This window comes from Roseomonas chloroacetimidivorans, from assembly GCF_049629625.1.
In the GTDB taxonomy this organism is placed as follows: Bacteria; Pseudomonadota; Alphaproteobacteria; order Acetobacterales; family Acetobacteraceae; genus Roseomonas; species Roseomonas chloroacetimidivorans.
This window is the reverse complement of sequence record NZ_JBNBZS010000035.1, coordinates 30369-45893: the sequence shown is the minus strand read 5'-3', so window position 1 is coordinate 45893 and position 15525 is coordinate 30369. Positions and strand designations below refer to the sequence as shown.

Here is a 15525-nt window from a genome sequence, read left to right as displayed (position 1 = left end):
ACCGCTCGCGCGGCACTCTAATGAAGGATTCTTGAGCTATCCGGGGATGCGTTCGATATCGGCGCCCACGGCGGCCAGCTTGGCCTCCAGCCGCTCATAGCCGCGGTCCAGGTGGTAGACGCGGTTGACGATCGTCTCGCCCCCCGCCGCCAGCCCGGCCAGGATGAGGGAGACAGAGGCCCGCAGGTCCGTCGCCATGACCGGCGCTCCGGAAAGACGGGAGACGCCGCGCACGATGGCCGAACGGCCCTGCACATTGATGCGCGCGCCCATGCGGTTCATCTCCGGCACGTGCATGAAGCGGTTCTCGAAGATCGTCTCGGTGATCATCGAGGCGCCCTCCGCCACCGCCATCACGGCCATGAACTGGGCTTGCATGTCAGTCGCGAAGCCCGGGAAGGGTTCCGTCATCACGTCCACGCCGCGCAGGCCGGACTTGCGCTGCACCAGCACGCCGTCTGGCGCCTCGTCCAGTTCCACGCCCGCCTCCCGCAGCACGCGGGCGACAGTGCCCAGATGCTCCATCCGGGCACCCTTAAGCAGGACCTCGCCACCCGCGACACCCACGGCGCAGGCGAAGCTTCCCGCCTCGATCCGGTCGGGCACGATGGCATGGGTGGCGCCGTGCAGTTCCTTCACCCCCTCGATCCGCAGGCGGTCGGTGCCGATGCCCTCGATCCTCGCGCCCATGGCGACCAGGCAATGGGCCAGATCATCGATCTCTGGCTCCCGCGCCGCGTTGACCAGCTCGGTCATGCCATCGGCCAGGGTGGCGGCCATCAGCAGGTTCTCGGTGGCGCCCACGGAGACCTGGGGGAAGTAGATCTTGGCTCCGCGCAGCCCTTCCGGCGCGCGGGCATGCATGTAGCCGGCGTCCAGCTCGATCCGGGCGCCCATCTGCTCCAGCCCCTTGAGGTGGAGGTCCACCGGGCGGGTTCCAATGGCGCAGCCACCGGGAAGGGACACCTTCGCGTCCCCATAACGGGCCACCAGGGGACCCAGCACCAGCACCGAGGCGCGCATCCTCCGCACGAGGTCATAGGGCGCGACCAGATTCGTCGCCGTCCCGCCCAACTCCATGGTGCGGGTTTCAAGGTTGTGGGAGACGGACAGCCCGTGCTGCTCCAGCAGCCTGGCCATGGTGCGGGTGTCGTCCAGTGCCGGGGCGTTGGTCAGCTTCAGCGTGCCGTCGGTCAGCAGGGCGGCGGCCATCAGAGGCAGGGCGGCATTCTTGGCGCCCCCGATGGGAATGGTGCCCTTCAGCGGCCGACCGCCGCGGAGACGGATGCGATCCATGTTGCTGGCTCCCCCTAGAGCCGCGGCAGCGCGACGCCGCGCTGGCCCATGTATTTCCCGGCCCGGTCAGCATAGGACACGTCCGGCGCGCCATCCCCCTTCAGGAAGAGGAACTGGCAGATCCCCTCATTCGCGTAGATGCGGGCGGGCAGGGGAGTGGTGTTGCTGATCTCGATGGTCACTTGCCCCTCCCATTCCGGCTCCAGCGGCGTGACATTCACGATCAGGCCGCAGCGGGCATAGGTCGACTTGCCCAGGCAGATCACCAGCACGTCCCGGGGAATGCGGAAATATTCGACCGTATGGGTCAGGACGAAGGAGTTAGGCGGGACGATGCAGGTATCGCCCGTGCGGGTCACGAACCCTTCCTCTGAGAAGGCCTTCGGGTCGACGATGGCATTGTCGACATTGGTAAAAATCTTGAACTCGCCGGCAGCGCGGGCGTCGTAGCCATAGCTGGACAGGCCGTAGGAGATCACCCCCTCCCGCCGCTGGGCCTCCACGAAGGGCTCGATCATGCCGTGTTCCGTCGCCATGCGGCGAATCCAGTGGTCGGGCATGATGGGCATGATGGGGTTCCCCTGACGCACCCCGGATGGGAGCAGTATCGGGCGGGATAGCCCCTGGGGTGCGGCCCGGCAACCGGCGGGGAAAGGGGGGCTGCCTAGCCCTTTTCAGGGGGAGACGGGGGGACGGGCGTGGCACGCTCGCGGGACTGGGCCTTGCGGCGTTTCAGGTTTTCCCGCAGGGCGGCAGCCAGGCGCTGCTCGCGCTCGGACTGCGCGGGCCGGGGGGGCTTGGGGGCAGGGGGGCTGGGTGGTTCTTCGGTCATGATGGGGCAGCCATTCGGCCTTCCTTCAGGAAGGTCAAGCGGCAGGGTTGCGCGGACCGGGCGCAGCGGCTAGTTAGCGCCTCGCCCACGGGCCCCGCCCGGTTTGGTTCGCTGCCGTAGCTCAGTGGTAGAGCACTCCCTTGGTAAGGGAGAGGTCGAGAGTTCAATCCTCTCTGGCAGCACCATTTCTTTTCAAGAGCTTGGACAGACTATCCACAGGGTTTAACCTGACGGTTGTCTCTCGGATTGCCTCTCCATTCCGCCTTCAGGCCGATTTTATCCTCCTCTTCCGCGGCGCCCGCGTCGGCTCGGCCGCGTCCGCAGTGATCTGCCCAATAGCCCCGGAAGCTTTGCGCAGGTGGTCCGGGCAGTGGTGCCCGTATACCCGCTCCATCATCGTCATGTCCTTGTGGCCCAGGAAGCCGGCCACCTCCCACAGCGGTACGCCGGCTTGACACATCCAGGTCGCGGCGGTGTGGCGCAGAGTGTGAGGGGTCACGTCCTTCAGGTCGGCGCGGACACAGGCTGCCCGGAAGCCGGTCTTGACCGACCCGACCTGCTCCCCGGCGTACTCCACCACATAGTCGGAGGTGGCCAGCTCGCGCGCGGTGGTCAGGGCGGCATGGAGTTCGTCCGAGATCGGCACCGATCGCGCTCGGTTCTTCTTCCCAGCCCCCTGGCCGAGGTCGATGCGGCGTTGCTCCAGATCTACTTGGTCCCAGGTCAGTCCAAGGATCGCCCCGCGCCGGGCTGCGGTGTGCAGGGCCAACAGGATGAAGAGGCGGACGTGGAACTCCTGGGACTGGTTGACCAGCCTGGCGGCCTCGCCCCGCCGGAGCCACCGGTCCCGGGCAGCTGGCGCCGGAATGCCCTCCACCTGCGGGGCGCTGGTTAGCCACTTCGCCCCCACGGCCCAGTTCAGCGCCGCCCGGAGGGTGTTCAGCTCCTTCAGGATGGTGCCGTCACTGACCGGCTTCGTCCGGCGCTTCTCGGCCGGACCGACCTCGTACCCCTCCGCGCGGCGCTTCCGAACATAGGCCCGGCTCTGTTCGCGGGAGAGGTGGTCCGGCTCCAGGTCCGCCAAGTGCCGCTTCAGGGCTTTCACTGCAAACTGGATGCCTTGGGGCGCGGCGACGCCGCCTTCCTCGCGGGGGCGGGTCCGATCCTTCTCGTAGGCGTCCAGGATGGCGCCCAGGGTCGGGTTCTGCGGCGGGGTGGGCGTATCCCAGCCTGCCTCGAACTGCGCTAGCTCGCGCCTGGCCTCTCCCTCATCCTCTTTCCCCGTTGGAACGCGCCAAGAGCGGCCCTCCCACCAGTATTCGATGGACCAGAACCTACCGCGCCGGGCGAGCTTGAAGGCTGGTCGGGTGAGGCGGGGGCGTGCCATGTGCGTTCCTCGTAGGCGGCCACGTCCTGGGCGCGGATGCGAATGGCCGAACCGATGCGAATGTGGCCGAGGTCACCCTTGCCGATCAGGGCATAGACGTGGCTCTCGCTCACGTCCCAAAGGGCGGCCAGGGATTTGACGGTGTGATGGCGGGCGGGGGTCTCAGGCACGGGCAGTCTCCTTCCCGTTCCGACGGGCCTGAACCCGCTGCACCAGATAATCAGCGGTGGCGGACTGCCTGCGGGTCAGGCGCCGGTGGCTCGCCGCAATGCCAAGCAGCTCGCGCAACTCTCCCTCCTTCAGGTGGTGCCGGTTTACGTAGAGGAAGCCGATGCGCCCATCTGGGTGGTGCTGAGGCTCCCGGCGGCGCTGGACATCGCGTGCGGCACGCAAGCAGTCCGCCACCGCCTTCGCCATCACTCGGTTGGGATGGAAGTCGTGCATGAACGGTGGAAAGGGCGGACGCATTTTGTACGCGCCCAGGAGCCCTGGCAGGTCCGCCCGCGTCTTCCCGCCCGCCTTCAGGATGCCGTCCACCTTCGACCAGGCCACGGCCGCCTCGTGCGGGTTCGGGCTGCTGGTCATCGCGTGGACCTTGCGGAGCTTTGCGATGTCGATCACTGACCGCCCTCCCCCTTCAGCCCTGGCCGCCCGGATACCGGGGGCGCCCCACTATTCCGCACCTGCACAAGAACCCGCGATCCGGCGCGCATGAGCGTTGACGTCGCCGCCCCAGGAGGCTGCACTGTTCGACATGGAGAGGGCCGACAATACCTCCGGCTTCCTATGACATCTCGTTCCTTGGACTTCGCACGGCCTGGACCGGCACGATCGACCACAAGTCGGACGTGCCGGTCCCCCTCCTTCTTGCCGTTCATGCTCCTTCTTCCGCCGCGCGCCGCCGCTCGATCAGCTCGCCCACGATCCGGTCGAAGGTCTGCCAGTACGCTTCGCCGGGCCGACGCTCGCGCGTGATGAAGGCGTGCGCCTCGCGCGTGATGTTCAAGGTTCCACGAGAACGGCCGGGCTGAGGCGTGCGCATGGCCAGCAGCGCCTTCTCCACCACCTCCAGCGGCAGGGTCAGTGTCCTGGCGATCTGGTCCGGATCCTGCCCCTTCTTCCGTTCACGACGGATGGCAATCACCAGTTCTTCGGACAAGCCGATGTCTGGACGCAGCCGCTTGGTCCGCGGCGAGATGTCGCCGGCATGGAAGCCGGGCGGGGTTCCCTGGAAGGTCATCAGTTCAGCACCCCCATGGACCCCGCGAGCGTGATCTCCATGGCCTTCGCGAAATCCACGCTCGGCGCCGGGAAGTACATGACCTTGCAGTCCCGGGTCTCGCCGGTCGCGATGATCTCTTCGAGTATGGCGAGACCCTTCACCACGACAGTGCTTTCGTCCGGCAGGACGGCGATCACGATCTGAGCGTCCCGCAGGGCCGTAAGCGACGCCCAGAATTCCCGCATGCCTGGGCTGGGCTTGAGGCGCATCGCCTCCTGCTTGCGGAGGGCTCTTCTTTCGGCGCGGTTCATTCCCCGAATGCCTCCCTGATCTTGCGGCGGAGCCGGTCGTCGCGGATGCGCGCCACCACGCGCGCTGCGACGTCTCCAATGCTGTTGAAGGCTTGTGGCGGTGGCGCCGGCAGCGCCCGGCAGGGGTCCTGCCAGAGGCGCCGGAAGGCCGGGTTCCTGTCCGGGTCGGACATGGCGGCGTAGCGCGCGGCGTCAGCCATGGCCGGCGCCTCCCGTCTCTTCGATGCACCCGCCGCCGCAGGCCTCAGCGCCCGGGTGGCAGGTCGTGCAGAACCAGCCGTTCTCGTTGCCATACCAGCGCTGGTCATTGCACTTGCCGCAGAAGGCGCCCCGACCCGGGACAGCGTCCGCGCCGGGCCAGCAGGACGGGCGCATCATGGCGGAGCGCCGGCGCCCGGCCCCGGTCGGGTCGTGGTTTTCCATGAAGTCAGGCGGCATTGGGTGCCTCCGCGCGGTCGATCGCGCGCTCCACCTGCATGGCGTCACGGGCCTCGGCCTCCCGCACAAGCGCCGCGAGGGTCACGACCGCCCTGCGCGCCCGCTCCAGCGATGCGATCCGCTCAGCCTGGTGCGTGGTGTCCGCGGGGTCGATCGCCCCAACATCGAAGCGGCGCTGGATCATGCGGATCGTGCGAGCGCCGGCATTGGACAGACGGAAAAGGTCCGCCGCCGTCGCGCCGCCCAAGACTAAGCGACGGATCTGCAGCACGCCGCGCGGCAGTTCCTGGATACGCCTCGGCATCACGCGGCCTCCGGTGGCGGGATCTGGCGCAGGTGCGCCGGCTGGCGGGGGCAGACGGGGTTGGCGCAGGAAAGCTCGGCCATGGCTAGGCAGGCGCAGGTGCCGGGTACGGCATCAGAAGCGGCGAGGCGAGGCTTCGGCCAGTCACCGTCCTCGACGTAGATGACCGCTCGCTTCACCCCGACCGCGGCCAGCATACCGGGACTGGGATGCCGATTGCCCTTCATGGCTTCGTGCACCTCCTGCCGGGTGAGCCCGTGTTTCCTGGCGAAGGCAGCCTCGCCGCCCGCGCCATTCACCTCCGTGTTCAGCCGCAGGTAGATGGCCGGGAGTGTGATCGTGCGCGGGGGCATTACGTCCGCCCTCCGCGCATGCGGCGGATTGGACGGTTCACGTCCGGGCAGAGGGTGAGCGGCTGAAGGCTCACCTCCGCCAGGTCGTCGTCATCCTCTTCCGGTTCCAGGTCCTCGATGGCGGCTTCGGCCGCGTCGAGCTGGGCGATGAGGCGGTCCGCTTCGTCCAGCAGATGCGTCTCCGACTGCACCGCCACGAAGATCATGGCGGCGGCCGGGGGCACGCCGAGGATTAGGGCGGCGGTCGCCGCCCAGGCGAGAACGCCCCGGGTCACGACGTCTTCTCCGGGAAGTAGGAGCCGCCCGGAACGGGGACAGGAAGCCGGGCCCCATTGTCGGCGCTGTGAAAGTGGAACTCAGCATCCGCCACCAGAGGGTGTGCGCCCCCCTTCAGGCTCCGCAGCAGCCGGAGCGCAGCATCGGCCTGCAGGGGCGTGCAGCGGCGGAACATCGCGAGCAGTTCAGCTTCGTCAGAGGCCTGCGCCTGGCTGTTCCGGGCGTGCGCGAACGGGTCGAGTTGCGCTGGGAAATAGTATTCCTGGATGCGGTCCGGAAGATGTCCGCCCCGCGCTCGCAAACCATCGTGCAACGACCACGCGAGGCGCCGCGCGCGGTTCAGCGCCGCGTCCGTGCAAGCGTCCTGCGGAGACCGGTCGTAAAGCTCCTGAACCTCGGCCAGGAGAATGCCGACCTGCAGCAGCATGCCCTTGAAGCTGTGCGGTGTGATGTCGGCGGCCGTGCTTTCGTCAGTGTCGAGCGGTCCCGTGTTCTTGTCCCATCCCGCGTCGATCTCTCCGATGAGATCCGCCAGCATGCAGTGCTCGGCCGGCGGGGCGTCCGGCACCAGCGCCAGAATGTTGTCGATCAGGGTGCCAGCCGCCGCGCAGTCCGCCGGCCAACTGCCGTCCACGTTGCGGAGAAGGTGCGCCTCCATGGCGCGGGCCTTGGCACGGAGGCCCTGCGGCGTCCCAGCCGTGTATCCGATGATCTCGTCCAGCCGATCGTGGTAGTCGGCCGATAGGGCCTCGATCCGCGACCGGATCTCAGCGGGTACCACTTCGGATTTTCCGAAGAACGGTTCCTCCAATGTCCAGGCCTCGCGCTTGCGCCGCACGAAATCGTCGCACCGCTCGATCAGATCGTGGTCGTCCACGCCGTCAATCGGTCGGAAGGTCAGGGCAGGAAGCGGGACGTCGAGCGTGCCGAAACCCGCATCGCCGACCAGCCCGCGCAGGATTTTCCCGGCGAGGATCAGCTCATCATTCTCTGACCAAGCCGGCGGTGAGAGATTGCAGCGCGCACACTCGGCCTCGTAGAGCGCGACGCGTGCGATGGCGGCGAGCCCCAACACCGTTTGCGGTTTGGCTTCGTGGATGGCCCGCTCATCCTCCCTGAGCGCCGGATACTCGCTAATCTCCTCGAACTCCTTGCCCGCCTCGGGGTGGCGCTCGGAGTTCATCCAGCGAGAGCGATTGATGTAGCGCTCGCAGGTCGCAATCAGATCGGCGTCCGCGCCTGTGGTCGGCAGAATAGCGCGCTCGCTCATCTCATCCCGGACGCGAGCGATCAGGCGTTGGTTCGTCTTGCAGAGCCGGTTACCTTCGTCCTGCAGGACCAAATCCAGCACGCGGGCGGCGATGTCCGCCGGATACCTTCCGGGCGTCTTTTCGAGCTTCGCCCAGAGCCGTTCGAGCAGGCGACAGTACCGCGCCGAGTAGCGGTCGGCGGCTTTTGCGCCCCCAGGCCACGGCGGCGCGCCGGGCACCCCGAAGGCGCTCACCCGCTCGATCAGGTCGAGGATGGCTTCGGGCGTGGCGGCGCTCTTGGCTGCGGCCTCCGAAGCTCGCAGAGCGCGCACCTTCTGCTGCGAGCCGATCGGATCGGCCTCGGCCGTAGTGGCCGCCGCCTTGACCTTCACCCCCGGCGCGACCCGGAAGCCCTGCGGTCTGGGCGCATGTTTCCTACCCGCCCCGGAGGCGGTATCAATCTCGGTAGCCACTGACATCGGGAGGATCCTGGCCTTTGTTGGTGGTCAGGCCGGGTGCGGAGGGTTCAGATCCGCACCCGGCCGCTCTCGTCCGGAAAAACCTGGGCAACTTGCCCACCTTTTCCGCCGGACGCGGGGTCTCAGGCGGTAGCGGCGGGCGAGAGGGCGAGCGCCAGGTCCTCTACGGACAGAAGGCGCCGCACAGACGGAGCCGGCTGGATCGTCTCTTCCAGCAGCTGGGGAGAGGCATCTCCCGCAACCACAACGAAGGCGTAGATGCCTTGCGGGGTGCGCGTGGCGTGGAACTCGAACATGCTAGAGCAGGTGGCGGCCCAGGCGGCGTCCGGCTGATCAAGCAGATCGGCAGCCGTGTCGCGCGCCTTCTGCTCCAGCGCTTCCCTGAGGTCGAGGCCTTCTTCCTCGTACGGGTTCAGCGGCCAGACTGCCTTGCAGCAACCCTCGATGCCGAACACGCCGCGCAGCTTGGGCGTGGTAGGGGTGTCCATATCAATCTCCTGATGTGAAAGGTTCAGGCCGCCTCGGTTTGGAGGGCATCCACGACGTCCTCAAACCAGCGGAGTTGCGCGATCGTCGTCCCGTCGCTGCGGCTCTTGCCGGTCAGGTCCCAGTGGCTGAATGCCTCGCCCTTCTTCGTGGGCTTCCACTCGCCATCGGCTTCCTTCGTCTGGTAGCCGCGATCCTGCAGGAGCTTGTTCGCGACCTGGGCAGACTTGAGGCCCATGCGTTGCGCGATCTGCGTCGGGGTGACGATAGCGCGCTGCTTCGCCGCCTCAATGTGCGTGATGCCCAGCGCCTGCATCGGGTTCAGGCCGACCTCGGCCTGCGTCGCACGCGACGCCGCGAGCAACGCGGTCGGCTCGTCCAGCCCGAAGCGCTTGGCCATGTTGACGAAGCTGTCGAGCGTTTTCTCGGCCGCCGGGGCGCGGAGGAAGTGAGAGGTGCTGGGCGCCGAGTAGGAGCCGGTCTTGCGGATGGTGGGCAGCACCTCCTCGAACACGAAGCGCTCGAAGCGCTCAGCCGCCGGGAGGTTGCTGCTGATGATGAGGCGGAGGACGTCGGGTTCGGTGAGGACCCGCGCCTTCTGTTCCCGTCCGAGAGCATCCACGATGGGGTGGTGTTTCACCACCCCACGGCAGTGCTGCTTCATTGCATTGGTTGCGTCGGCGTAGCCCAGCCTATCGGCCACATCCCGGCCAGCGAAATGCGGCTCACCGCCGATGGTGACGACCCGGACCTCCTTTCCCTCGAAGGCGAAGGGGAGCAGGGCGGGGGTAAGCTGGTCGGACGCGGTCTCGGACATGCGTGCCTCCGGGGTGGTGGAGGCACACTCGCATTCTAATGCGGGTTGGTCAAGCGAAACCGCATTAGAATGCGATTACTCTGGCCGATAGCTTGCGATGACCAAGCCGGCGACCAAGACCACGTTCTGTCCTTCGATAAGGTGCGGCTCGTGGTCCAGGTCGTTCCAATCGCGGCTGTTCATGTTTGGTACCTCAATCGGCTGGTGCCACCGCGGAGACCGAGAGCGAAGCGCAAGCCAGTCGCGACCATCAGAACGAACGATCTCCCGAATACTTATTCTTGTGTGCGTCCAGTCAACGATCCGGAACCACCCCGGCTTTTGGTCCTTCAACTCCACGCAGACAACTTTATCGCCCACGCTCGGTGCGCGCCCTACATACTTAAAGCGCGTATAAATGAGGATTGAACCTGGCGGGAAATACTCATCGAACGCATCGTCGCCAACAGAAATGGCCTGCCTCTCTACACCTGGATATCGTGGGTCTTCTGGAACTTCTATCCATCCTGCTCCGTGGGAAGGCTGCACGTCCTCCCAGTGCCTACTGGGCTTCCATATATCGGCTTTCGCTTCATTCATGATGTAGATGCGTTGAGGCGCGGTGGCAGGATCTATAAGGTCGCTTACTTGCAGATCGACTGCGCGGGCCAGGGCCAACAGGGTCGCGTAGGTCAGTGTCTCGGACCTGCCCGCGAAGAAATTTCGTAGGGTGCTCTCCGGTAGACCGGCCCGCTGAGACCATGCGGTCACTGATAGGTTCTTGTCATTCATCCGGGATCTAAGGACCGATCGCAGGCGGTCCGCATCATCGCTGGCCATGACCTCTCCTGCGATAAGTCCAGGCCGTGCGCGAGCGCATCTTAATGCGATCCTCCTTGAAATCGCATTTTAATGCGGCTAAGCGTTGGTCATGGAGATTGAGGCATCCATCAGGCGCATTCGGGCCTACGCGCAGGCAGCGGGGCTCAGCAAGGGGCGGCTGGCGGTCCGGGCTGGCCTCAGAGACACAACGTTGAGACGGTTCGACCACGTCGACTGGAACCCTACGCTCGAGACGTTGCGGAAGCTTCAGGCAGTGGTGCCTACGGACTTCCCCGACCAGCCAGATGCGAGCGTACAGATTGCTCAGGGCGAGACCGCCCTTTGATGGCATCGGACGGCGCCCCCACCCAGCCCAGCCCCGAATGCATCACCGCGATGACCTCGCGCCCGTCCGCATGCGTGGTGACAACGGCCTCGCCCAGGTTGATCCGGCTGCCCTCGAACATGAAGGCGGTGCGCTTCGGCAGCATCGCGGCCCGGCAGGCAGCCAGTTCCCAGATCAGCGTCTCCACGCCGGCCGCGTCGAGCAGCACCGTCTCCGCGCACAGGGCTACGCGGGACAGCATCCCGTCCTCGGCCACCAGGCATTCCACACGTCCCATCGTCTCGCTCATCGCATGCCCCTCGGCTGATGGCGGGAACGTCTCGCACCACGCCAACCCTGTCATGTGGGACCTTCGCACATGAGCTTCGTGCTCACCCCCGAAGACGCCAAGCTGAAGCACCTCACCCGTGCCCTGAATGAGGATGCAGGCGGCACGGAGGCGGCAGCAGCCGCTCTTCGCGGCCGTGTGGGCGCCACGATGCTGGGCAATTACCAGAGCCTTAACCATGCGCAGATGATGCCGATCGATGTGCTGATCCGGCTGACGCTGGTGACCGGAAACGCCGAGCTGCTGGAGGAGGTGGCGCGGCGCGCTGGCTACCGGATCGAGAAGATCGGCGGCGCGTCGGTCGGGAACGCCATCGCGAAGGTCGCGGCGGTCGCCAGAGAGACCAACGAAGCGCTGCAGGCGCTCGCGGCAGGGCTATCCGATGGGCATCTCAGCGATCAGGACAACGCGGCGATCCAGGGCGAAATGCTGGATGTAGTTCGCGCTGCCACCGAGGCAGTGGCGGCGTTCACCCCTGCGCCGGGCGGTGAGGCATGAGCACCACCCTGCTTCCCGCCAGGACCCGCGACGGTGGGTTCAGCGTCGCCGCAGCTCTGCAGGCAGCCGAGGAAGGTGGCGAGCGCGTCCGGATCGACGTCGAGGGCGCCCGCGCCTGGGCGAAGGCCAATGGCGTGCACGCGGTGGATGGGCGGCTGGAGGTCGGCCGGGTCAACGCGCGCCGCGCGGAGCTGGGTCTGCCTCTCTTCCAGGTCGTGCGCGGCATGGCGGCGCTCCGCATGCCCCAGGACAGCCCCAGTCGGCAGGAGACGCCAATGCCCAGCCCGAGCACGGCCGCACTCGATCATGCTCGGCGGGAGGCTTTCGGGGCAGCCGCCGAGGGTAGTGCCGGGAAATCCGGCAATGAGGTTCCTGCTACGGCGACAGAAACCGCCCCGCATGCCGGTATCCCGCACGGCGCCGAAGACCTCGCGCCCATAGCTGCCACCGAGGACGAGTTCCTTGACCTCGTCCTGACCTTCAACGGCACGAAGACGGGCCTTGTGACACCCGCCCTCGCCGGGTGGGCACTGAAGATCAACACGGCGAACCGGCCGATGAACCACAAGGCCGTGGATGGCTTTGTGCGGATCCTGAAGGAGGGGCGTTGGCACCTCACGGGAGAGCCGGCCATCTGCAGCAGGGACGGCATCCTCTCGGATGGGCAGCACCGCCTGGAGGCCATCCGCCGAAGCGGCATCGCGGCTCCGCTCGATATCCGCTTCGGCATCGAGCGGGCCGCCTTCGTCGCCACGGGCCGCGGGATGCGGCGCACCGCAGGCGCCATCCTGTCTATGGCCGGCGAGCGCTTTGCCAGCTCTCAAGCCGGAATTGCGCGCCTCCTGGCCATGTACGACGCCGGGCAGATGGCTCGGTACAGCGGCCAGATTGAGCCGGACCGCCTGATGGAGATCGTCCAGGGCACGCCGGACATCCGCCGGGTGGCCGAGGTGATCCAGCGCCACCGCTTCGCGCCCGCGCGCACGGCGCCCTTCGGCATGGTGCTGGTGGTCGCGCTCCGGCACCACCCTGAGGAGAAGGTGTTCGAGTTCGCCGAGCTGGTGAACAGCGGACGCGCGCCGGAGGAAACCGATCCGGCTTACCAACTGCACCTGCGCCTCCGCGACGCCCTGGGCCGCAAGGAGCGGATCGCGCAGATCGACGCGGCGGCGCTGGCCGTCATCGCCTTCAACGCCAGGGTGAGGGGCAAGGCGCTGTCCAGGCTGCACCTGCCGGACGCATCGAGAACGAACGAGGGTTTCCCGCGGGTGGTGCTCGCATGAGCGCCACTCGAGAGCAGGGAGCCTCGCAGCCCCTGGTGACCTTCATGGCAGCGGTCCTGGAGGCCGGCGCCACCTACGCCGAGTTGGGCGAGCAATACGGCATCAGCCGTGACGCTGCCCGGATGCGCGCCGTCCGGGCCGGGCTGCGGTCGAAGCACTCCTGCCGGACGCCGCGGCCCATCACCGCGCGGCGCCTACGGATCGCCCGGGAGATGAAGGCCCAGGGCCATGATCACGCCGGGATCGGCGAACGGCTCGGGATGAGCCGCGACGCCGTGCGGATGATGCTGAAGCGGGCGGGGGATGCTTGAGCACCGCCGGCGAAATCGACTTTGGTCGCTACATCGGCCCGGTGGCGCGCAAGCTCTTCGGGGAGCCGAACGAGCACCTTTCCAGCAAGGACGAGCTGCGCTTCGGGTCTCATGGCAGCCTCTCGGTCTGCCTCAGCGGCGAGAAGCGCGGCACTTGGTTCGATCATGAGGCGAACGAGGGCGGGGGCGTCCTGAAACTGCTGGAGCGGGAGAGGCGGCTAAAGGGCGGAGACGCAATTGATTGGCTCCGGCGTGAGGTCGGGGCCGACATTCCCGATCGCGAGGAAGCGGAGCGCGGCGCCCGTTCAGGGGGCCTCGGTACGCTGGTGGCGACCTACGACTACACGGATGCCGACGGGAAGCTGCTGTTCCAGGTCTGCCGCTTTCGGACCCCGGATGGCGGCAAGACTTTCCGCCAGCGCAGGCCGGACCCGCAGGGTCGGGATGGCTGGAACTGGAGTGTCAAAGGTATCGCTCCCGTTCCCTACCGTCTGCCGAAGCTTATGGCGGCGGAGGGACTGATCTTCATCGTCGAAGGCGAGAAGGACGTCCACACACTGGAGCGGCTAGGCTTCGTCGCTACGTGCAATCCTGGCGGGGCCGGGAAGGAACCTGAGAGCGGACGCCCCTACAAGCCGAAGTGGCCGCATTCCTTTGCGCAGTTCTTCCGCGACAAAGACGTGGTGATCCTGCCGGACAACGATGCGGTGGGTCGGTCGCATGCCAAGGCGGCGGCGGCAAACGTCGGGGGCACCGCCCGGCGTGTCCGAATACTCAGTCTGCCGGCGCTCGCCCCCAAAGGTGACGTCTCGGATTGGGTGGAGGACGGCGGTACTGCTGAAGAGCTTCTCAAGCTTGTAGAGGACCAAGCTGAGGCGGAGGCGCCGAAATTCCGCCCTGCATCTAACCGCCCACCCGAGAGCGAGGGCGGCGCCCCGGCCATCTGGCTGAATATTGGCTCGGATGCGGAGATCGCTCAGCGCGTAGCCGACGACCTTGCCGCCACCCTAGGCGAGGTTGTCCATGACGAGGGGGAGTTCTGGCACCACAACGGCCGGCATTGGGCCAAGATCGAGCCTGACCGTCTCTGGCGCTCCGTCTTCATCTACGATGGCGCCCTCTTCAAGACGGCGAAAGGTGAGGTCTCCAACGTCAAAATCAGCAAGGCGAGAGTGGAGAGCGTGCTGGCTTGCATGCGGGCGTTGCTCGTCAGGACGCGCTTCTTCGCGCAGGCCGCGATCGGCATCAACTGTGCCACCGGGTTCATCACCTTCGATGAGGCGGGAGTGGCTTCCATCCGGGGGCATCATCCGGACCATCGGCAGCGCCACATGCTGGTCGGGGCATGGCCGCGGAAGTTCAGCCGCGAGGAGCGCGAGCGATCCCTGCTGAACAAGCTGCTGACCGGCTGCTTCATGGAGGAAGCTGAGGAGGAAGAGACGCCCGAGCAGATGGAGTTGCGACGGGAGGACCGGCGAAAGAAGATCGACCTACTGGCCGAAGTCGCCGGCATCGCGGCTCTGGGGTCTGCTACGCGGCTGATCCAGCCAAAAGCGCTCGTCATGCACGGGAAGAACGCCGAGAACGGCAAATCCCAGATCCTTGCCCTGCTCCGCTCTCTGCTTCCGAAGGATGCGGTCGCTACAATCTCCCCCGCGAAGTTCGATGATCGGACTTTCCTGTGCCACCTGGCGGGGAAGCTGCTCAACGCTCCCGACGAGCTATCACTCTCAGACGCCATCGCGTCGGAGACCTTCAAGCAGGTGATCACCGGCGAGCCTATGACAGTCCGGGATGTCTACAAGAGCGCATTCGAGATGGAGCCCCGCGCCCAGCACGTCTACGCCACAAACAACCTGCCCGCCTTCAAGGGTGGCATGGACCGCGGTGTCCGGCGGCGGCTGATGATGTTGGTCTTCAACCGCGTGATCCCCCTCGAAGAGCGCGTCGAGCATATCGGGCAGAGGATCGGGGAAGAGGAGGCTGATCTCCTGCTGGATTGGGCCGTGCGCGGAGCCAGCCGCCTTATCGCGGCGCGCACCTTCACCACGCCTGCGTCTTCGGTCACAGCACTCACTGAGTGGATTTTCACGTCGGACCCGGTGCTTGGCTGGCTGGAGAGCGACGAGGTGGAATACGCGAAGGGCAACTATATTCCACAGGCCCGCACGCGCGACGCCTACGACAAGTTCTCCCGCTGGGCGCTGGACGAGGGCTTCAAGAACCTGCCTGGGATGAATTCCTTCACGCAGCGGGTTGAGGCAGCGGGCAAAGGCATCACCCGAAAGCGGCTGGCGGACGGTCCCCGCTTCTTTGGCCTGGGCTGCAAGGGCGCGGGGATGCGTCAGGAGCAGTCCGGCATGTGGCGGCAGTGAAGCAGGAGTGTATCACCGATGAACCAGTTTTCTTCGCAAGTCATTGATAGTGCAGCAAGTGCATCACTTCAGGCCGAAAACTTTCCCCATGTGCGCGTGCACAGACGTGCCAGCGCGTGCGTCTGCGCGCCT

The 15525-nt window shown here is 66.6% G+C and carries 21 protein-coding genes, 1 tRNA gene and 1 pseudogene; 5 read left to right on the top strand and 18 right to left on the bottom strand.

Translation table 11 applies throughout. The annotated features are described in order from the left end of the window. Window positions 1-36 precede the first annotated feature (36 nt). The 3 genes from murA to ACO1BU_RS22445 all read right to left on the bottom strand — a co-directional run bounded on the left by murA (window position 37) and on the right by ACO1BU_RS22445 (window position 2128). Window positions 37-1296: a UDP-N-acetylglucosamine 1-carboxyvinyltransferase gene (gene murA, locus ACO1BU_RS22455; protein WP_424138206.1), complete on the bottom strand. Its 1260-nt coding sequence runs from the start codon at window positions 1294-1296 to the stop codon at window positions 37-39. A 14-nt stretch (window positions 1297-1310) separates the two neighbouring features. Continuing rightward, window positions 1311-1865, bottom strand: a complete 555-nt coding sequence (gene dcd / locus ACO1BU_RS22450) for a dCTP deaminase (protein WP_424138205.1) — start codon at window positions 1863-1865, stop codon at window positions 1311-1313. 95 nt (window positions 1866-1960) lie between these two features. After that, window positions 1961-2128, bottom strand: a complete 168-nt coding sequence (locus ACO1BU_RS22445; RefSeq protein ID WP_424138204.1) for a hypothetical protein — start codon at window positions 2126-2128, stop codon at window positions 1961-1963. Window positions 2129-2238: 110 nt separating this feature from the next. On the opposite strand from ACO1BU_RS22445, the gene ACO1BU_RS22440 reads away from it, so the two are divergent. Next, a tRNA-Thr gene (locus ACO1BU_RS22440) sits at window positions 2239-2313 on the top strand. A gap of 80 nt (window positions 2314-2393) precedes the next feature. On the opposite strand, the gene ACO1BU_RS22435 is transcribed toward ACO1BU_RS22440, so the two are convergent. The 15 genes and pseudogenes from ACO1BU_RS22435 to ACO1BU_RS22365 all read right to left on the bottom strand — a co-directional run bounded on the left by ACO1BU_RS22435 (window position 2394) and on the right by ACO1BU_RS22365 (window position 10887). Further along, window positions 2394-3515: a site-specific integrase gene (locus ACO1BU_RS22435; RefSeq protein ID WP_424138203.1), complete on the bottom strand. Its 1122-nt coding sequence runs from the start codon at window positions 3513-3515 to the stop codon at window positions 2394-2396. A 14-nt stretch (window positions 3516-3529) separates the two neighbouring features. Continuing rightward, window positions 3530-3685, bottom strand: a pseudogene (locus tag ACO1BU_RS22430) (helix-turn-helix domain-containing protein); the annotation flags it as partial. Beyond that, window positions 3678-4136 carry a hypothetical protein gene (locus ACO1BU_RS22425; RefSeq protein WP_424138202.1) on the bottom strand — a complete coding sequence of 153 codons (459 nt, stop codon included), beginning with the start codon at window positions 4134-4136 and terminating at the stop codon, window positions 3678-3680. The gene ACO1BU_RS22425 and the pseudogene ACO1BU_RS22430, both read right to left, overlap by 8 nt. A 253-nt stretch (window positions 4137-4389) precedes the next feature. Further along, window positions 4390-4755: a hypothetical protein gene (locus ACO1BU_RS22420; protein ID WP_424138201.1), complete on the bottom strand. Its 366-nt coding sequence runs from the start codon at window positions 4753-4755 to the stop codon at window positions 4390-4392. Further along, complete coding sequence (locus ACO1BU_RS22415) at window positions 4755-5048, bottom strand: hypothetical protein (protein WP_424138200.1); 294 nt, start codon at window positions 5046-5048, stop codon at window positions 4755-4757. Before ACO1BU_RS22415 ends, ACO1BU_RS22420 begins: the two co-directional genes overlap by 1 nt. Then, a complete protein-coding gene (locus ACO1BU_RS22410) occupies window positions 5045-5248 on the bottom strand; it encodes a hypothetical protein (RefSeq protein WP_424138199.1) in 204 nt (67 codons plus the stop codon). The genes ACO1BU_RS22415 and ACO1BU_RS22410 overlap by 4 nt, the downstream gene beginning before the upstream one ends. Continuing rightward, the gene (locus ACO1BU_RS22405) at window positions 5241-5486 is read right to left on the bottom strand and encodes a hypothetical protein (protein ID WP_424138198.1); all 246 of its coding nucleotides are present in this window, start codon (window positions 5484-5486) and stop codon (window positions 5241-5243) included. The genes ACO1BU_RS22410 and ACO1BU_RS22405 overlap by 8 nt, the downstream gene beginning before the upstream one ends. Further along, window positions 5476-5790, bottom strand: a complete 315-nt coding sequence (locus ACO1BU_RS22400; RefSeq protein ID WP_424138197.1) for a hypothetical protein — start codon at window positions 5788-5790, stop codon at window positions 5476-5478. Before ACO1BU_RS22400 ends, ACO1BU_RS22405 begins: the two co-directional genes overlap by 11 nt. After that, a complete protein-coding gene (locus tag ACO1BU_RS22395; protein ID WP_424138196.1) occupies window positions 5790-6143 on the bottom strand; it encodes a hypothetical protein in 354 nt (117 codons plus the stop codon). Before ACO1BU_RS22395 ends, ACO1BU_RS22400 begins: the two co-directional genes overlap by 1 nt. Beyond that, window positions 6143-6418: a hypothetical protein gene (locus ACO1BU_RS22390; protein ID WP_424138195.1), complete on the bottom strand. Its 276-nt coding sequence runs from the start codon at window positions 6416-6418 to the stop codon at window positions 6143-6145. The genes ACO1BU_RS22395 and ACO1BU_RS22390 overlap by 1 nt, the downstream gene beginning before the upstream one ends. Continuing rightward, entirely contained in the window at window positions 6415-8148 is a 1734-nt protein-coding gene (locus ACO1BU_RS22385; protein ID WP_424138194.1) for a hypothetical protein, read from the bottom strand. The genes ACO1BU_RS22390 and ACO1BU_RS22385 overlap by 4 nt, the downstream gene beginning before the upstream one ends. A gap of 122 nt (window positions 8149-8270) precedes the next feature. After that, on the bottom strand, window positions 8271-8636 hold the full coding sequence (locus ACO1BU_RS22380; RefSeq protein ID WP_424138193.1) for a hypothetical protein: 366 nt from the start codon (window positions 8634-8636) through the stop codon (window positions 8271-8273). Between the two features lie 23 nt (window positions 8637-8659). Then, window positions 8660-9451: a BRO-N domain-containing protein gene (locus ACO1BU_RS22375; protein WP_424138192.1), complete on the bottom strand. Its 792-nt coding sequence runs from the start codon at window positions 9449-9451 to the stop codon at window positions 8660-8662. 75 nt (window positions 9452-9526) lie between these two features. After that, the gene (locus tag ACO1BU_RS22370; RefSeq protein WP_424138191.1) at window positions 9527-10270 is read right to left on the bottom strand and encodes a helix-turn-helix domain-containing protein; all 744 of its coding nucleotides are present in this window, start codon (window positions 10268-10270) and stop codon (window positions 9527-9529) included. Window positions 10271-10533: 263 nt separating this feature from the next. Beyond that, on the bottom strand, window positions 10534-10887 hold the full coding sequence (locus ACO1BU_RS22365; protein ID WP_424138190.1) for a hypothetical protein: 354 nt from the start codon (window positions 10885-10887) through the stop codon (window positions 10534-10536). 69 nt (window positions 10888-10956) lie between these two features. Between ACO1BU_RS22365 and ACO1BU_RS22360 the strand changes: the two genes are divergently transcribed. Genes ACO1BU_RS22360 through ACO1BU_RS22345 form a run of 4 tightly spaced genes read left to right on the top strand, consistent with a single transcriptional unit; the run spans window position 10957 to window position 15393 of the window. Further along, window positions 10957-11424, top strand: a complete 468-nt coding sequence (locus tag ACO1BU_RS22360) for a phage regulatory CII family protein (protein ID WP_424138189.1) — start codon at window positions 10957-10959, stop codon at window positions 11422-11424. Next, on the top strand, window positions 11421-12707 hold the full coding sequence (locus tag ACO1BU_RS22355; RefSeq protein WP_424138188.1) for a hypothetical protein: 1287 nt from the start codon (window positions 11421-11423) through the stop codon (window positions 12705-12707). The genes ACO1BU_RS22360 and ACO1BU_RS22355 overlap by 4 nt, the downstream gene beginning before the upstream one ends. Beyond that, on the top strand, window positions 12704-13018 hold the full coding sequence (locus ACO1BU_RS22350) for a hypothetical protein (RefSeq protein WP_424138187.1): 315 nt from the start codon (window positions 12704-12706) through the stop codon (window positions 13016-13018). Before ACO1BU_RS22355 ends, ACO1BU_RS22350 begins: the two co-directional genes overlap by 4 nt. Then, entirely contained in the window at window positions 13015-15393 is a 2379-nt protein-coding gene (locus tag ACO1BU_RS22345; protein WP_424138186.1) for a phage/plasmid primase, P4 family, read from the top strand. Before ACO1BU_RS22350 ends, ACO1BU_RS22345 begins: the two co-directional genes overlap by 4 nt. The last annotated feature ends 132 nt before the right edge of the window (window positions 15394-15525 follow it).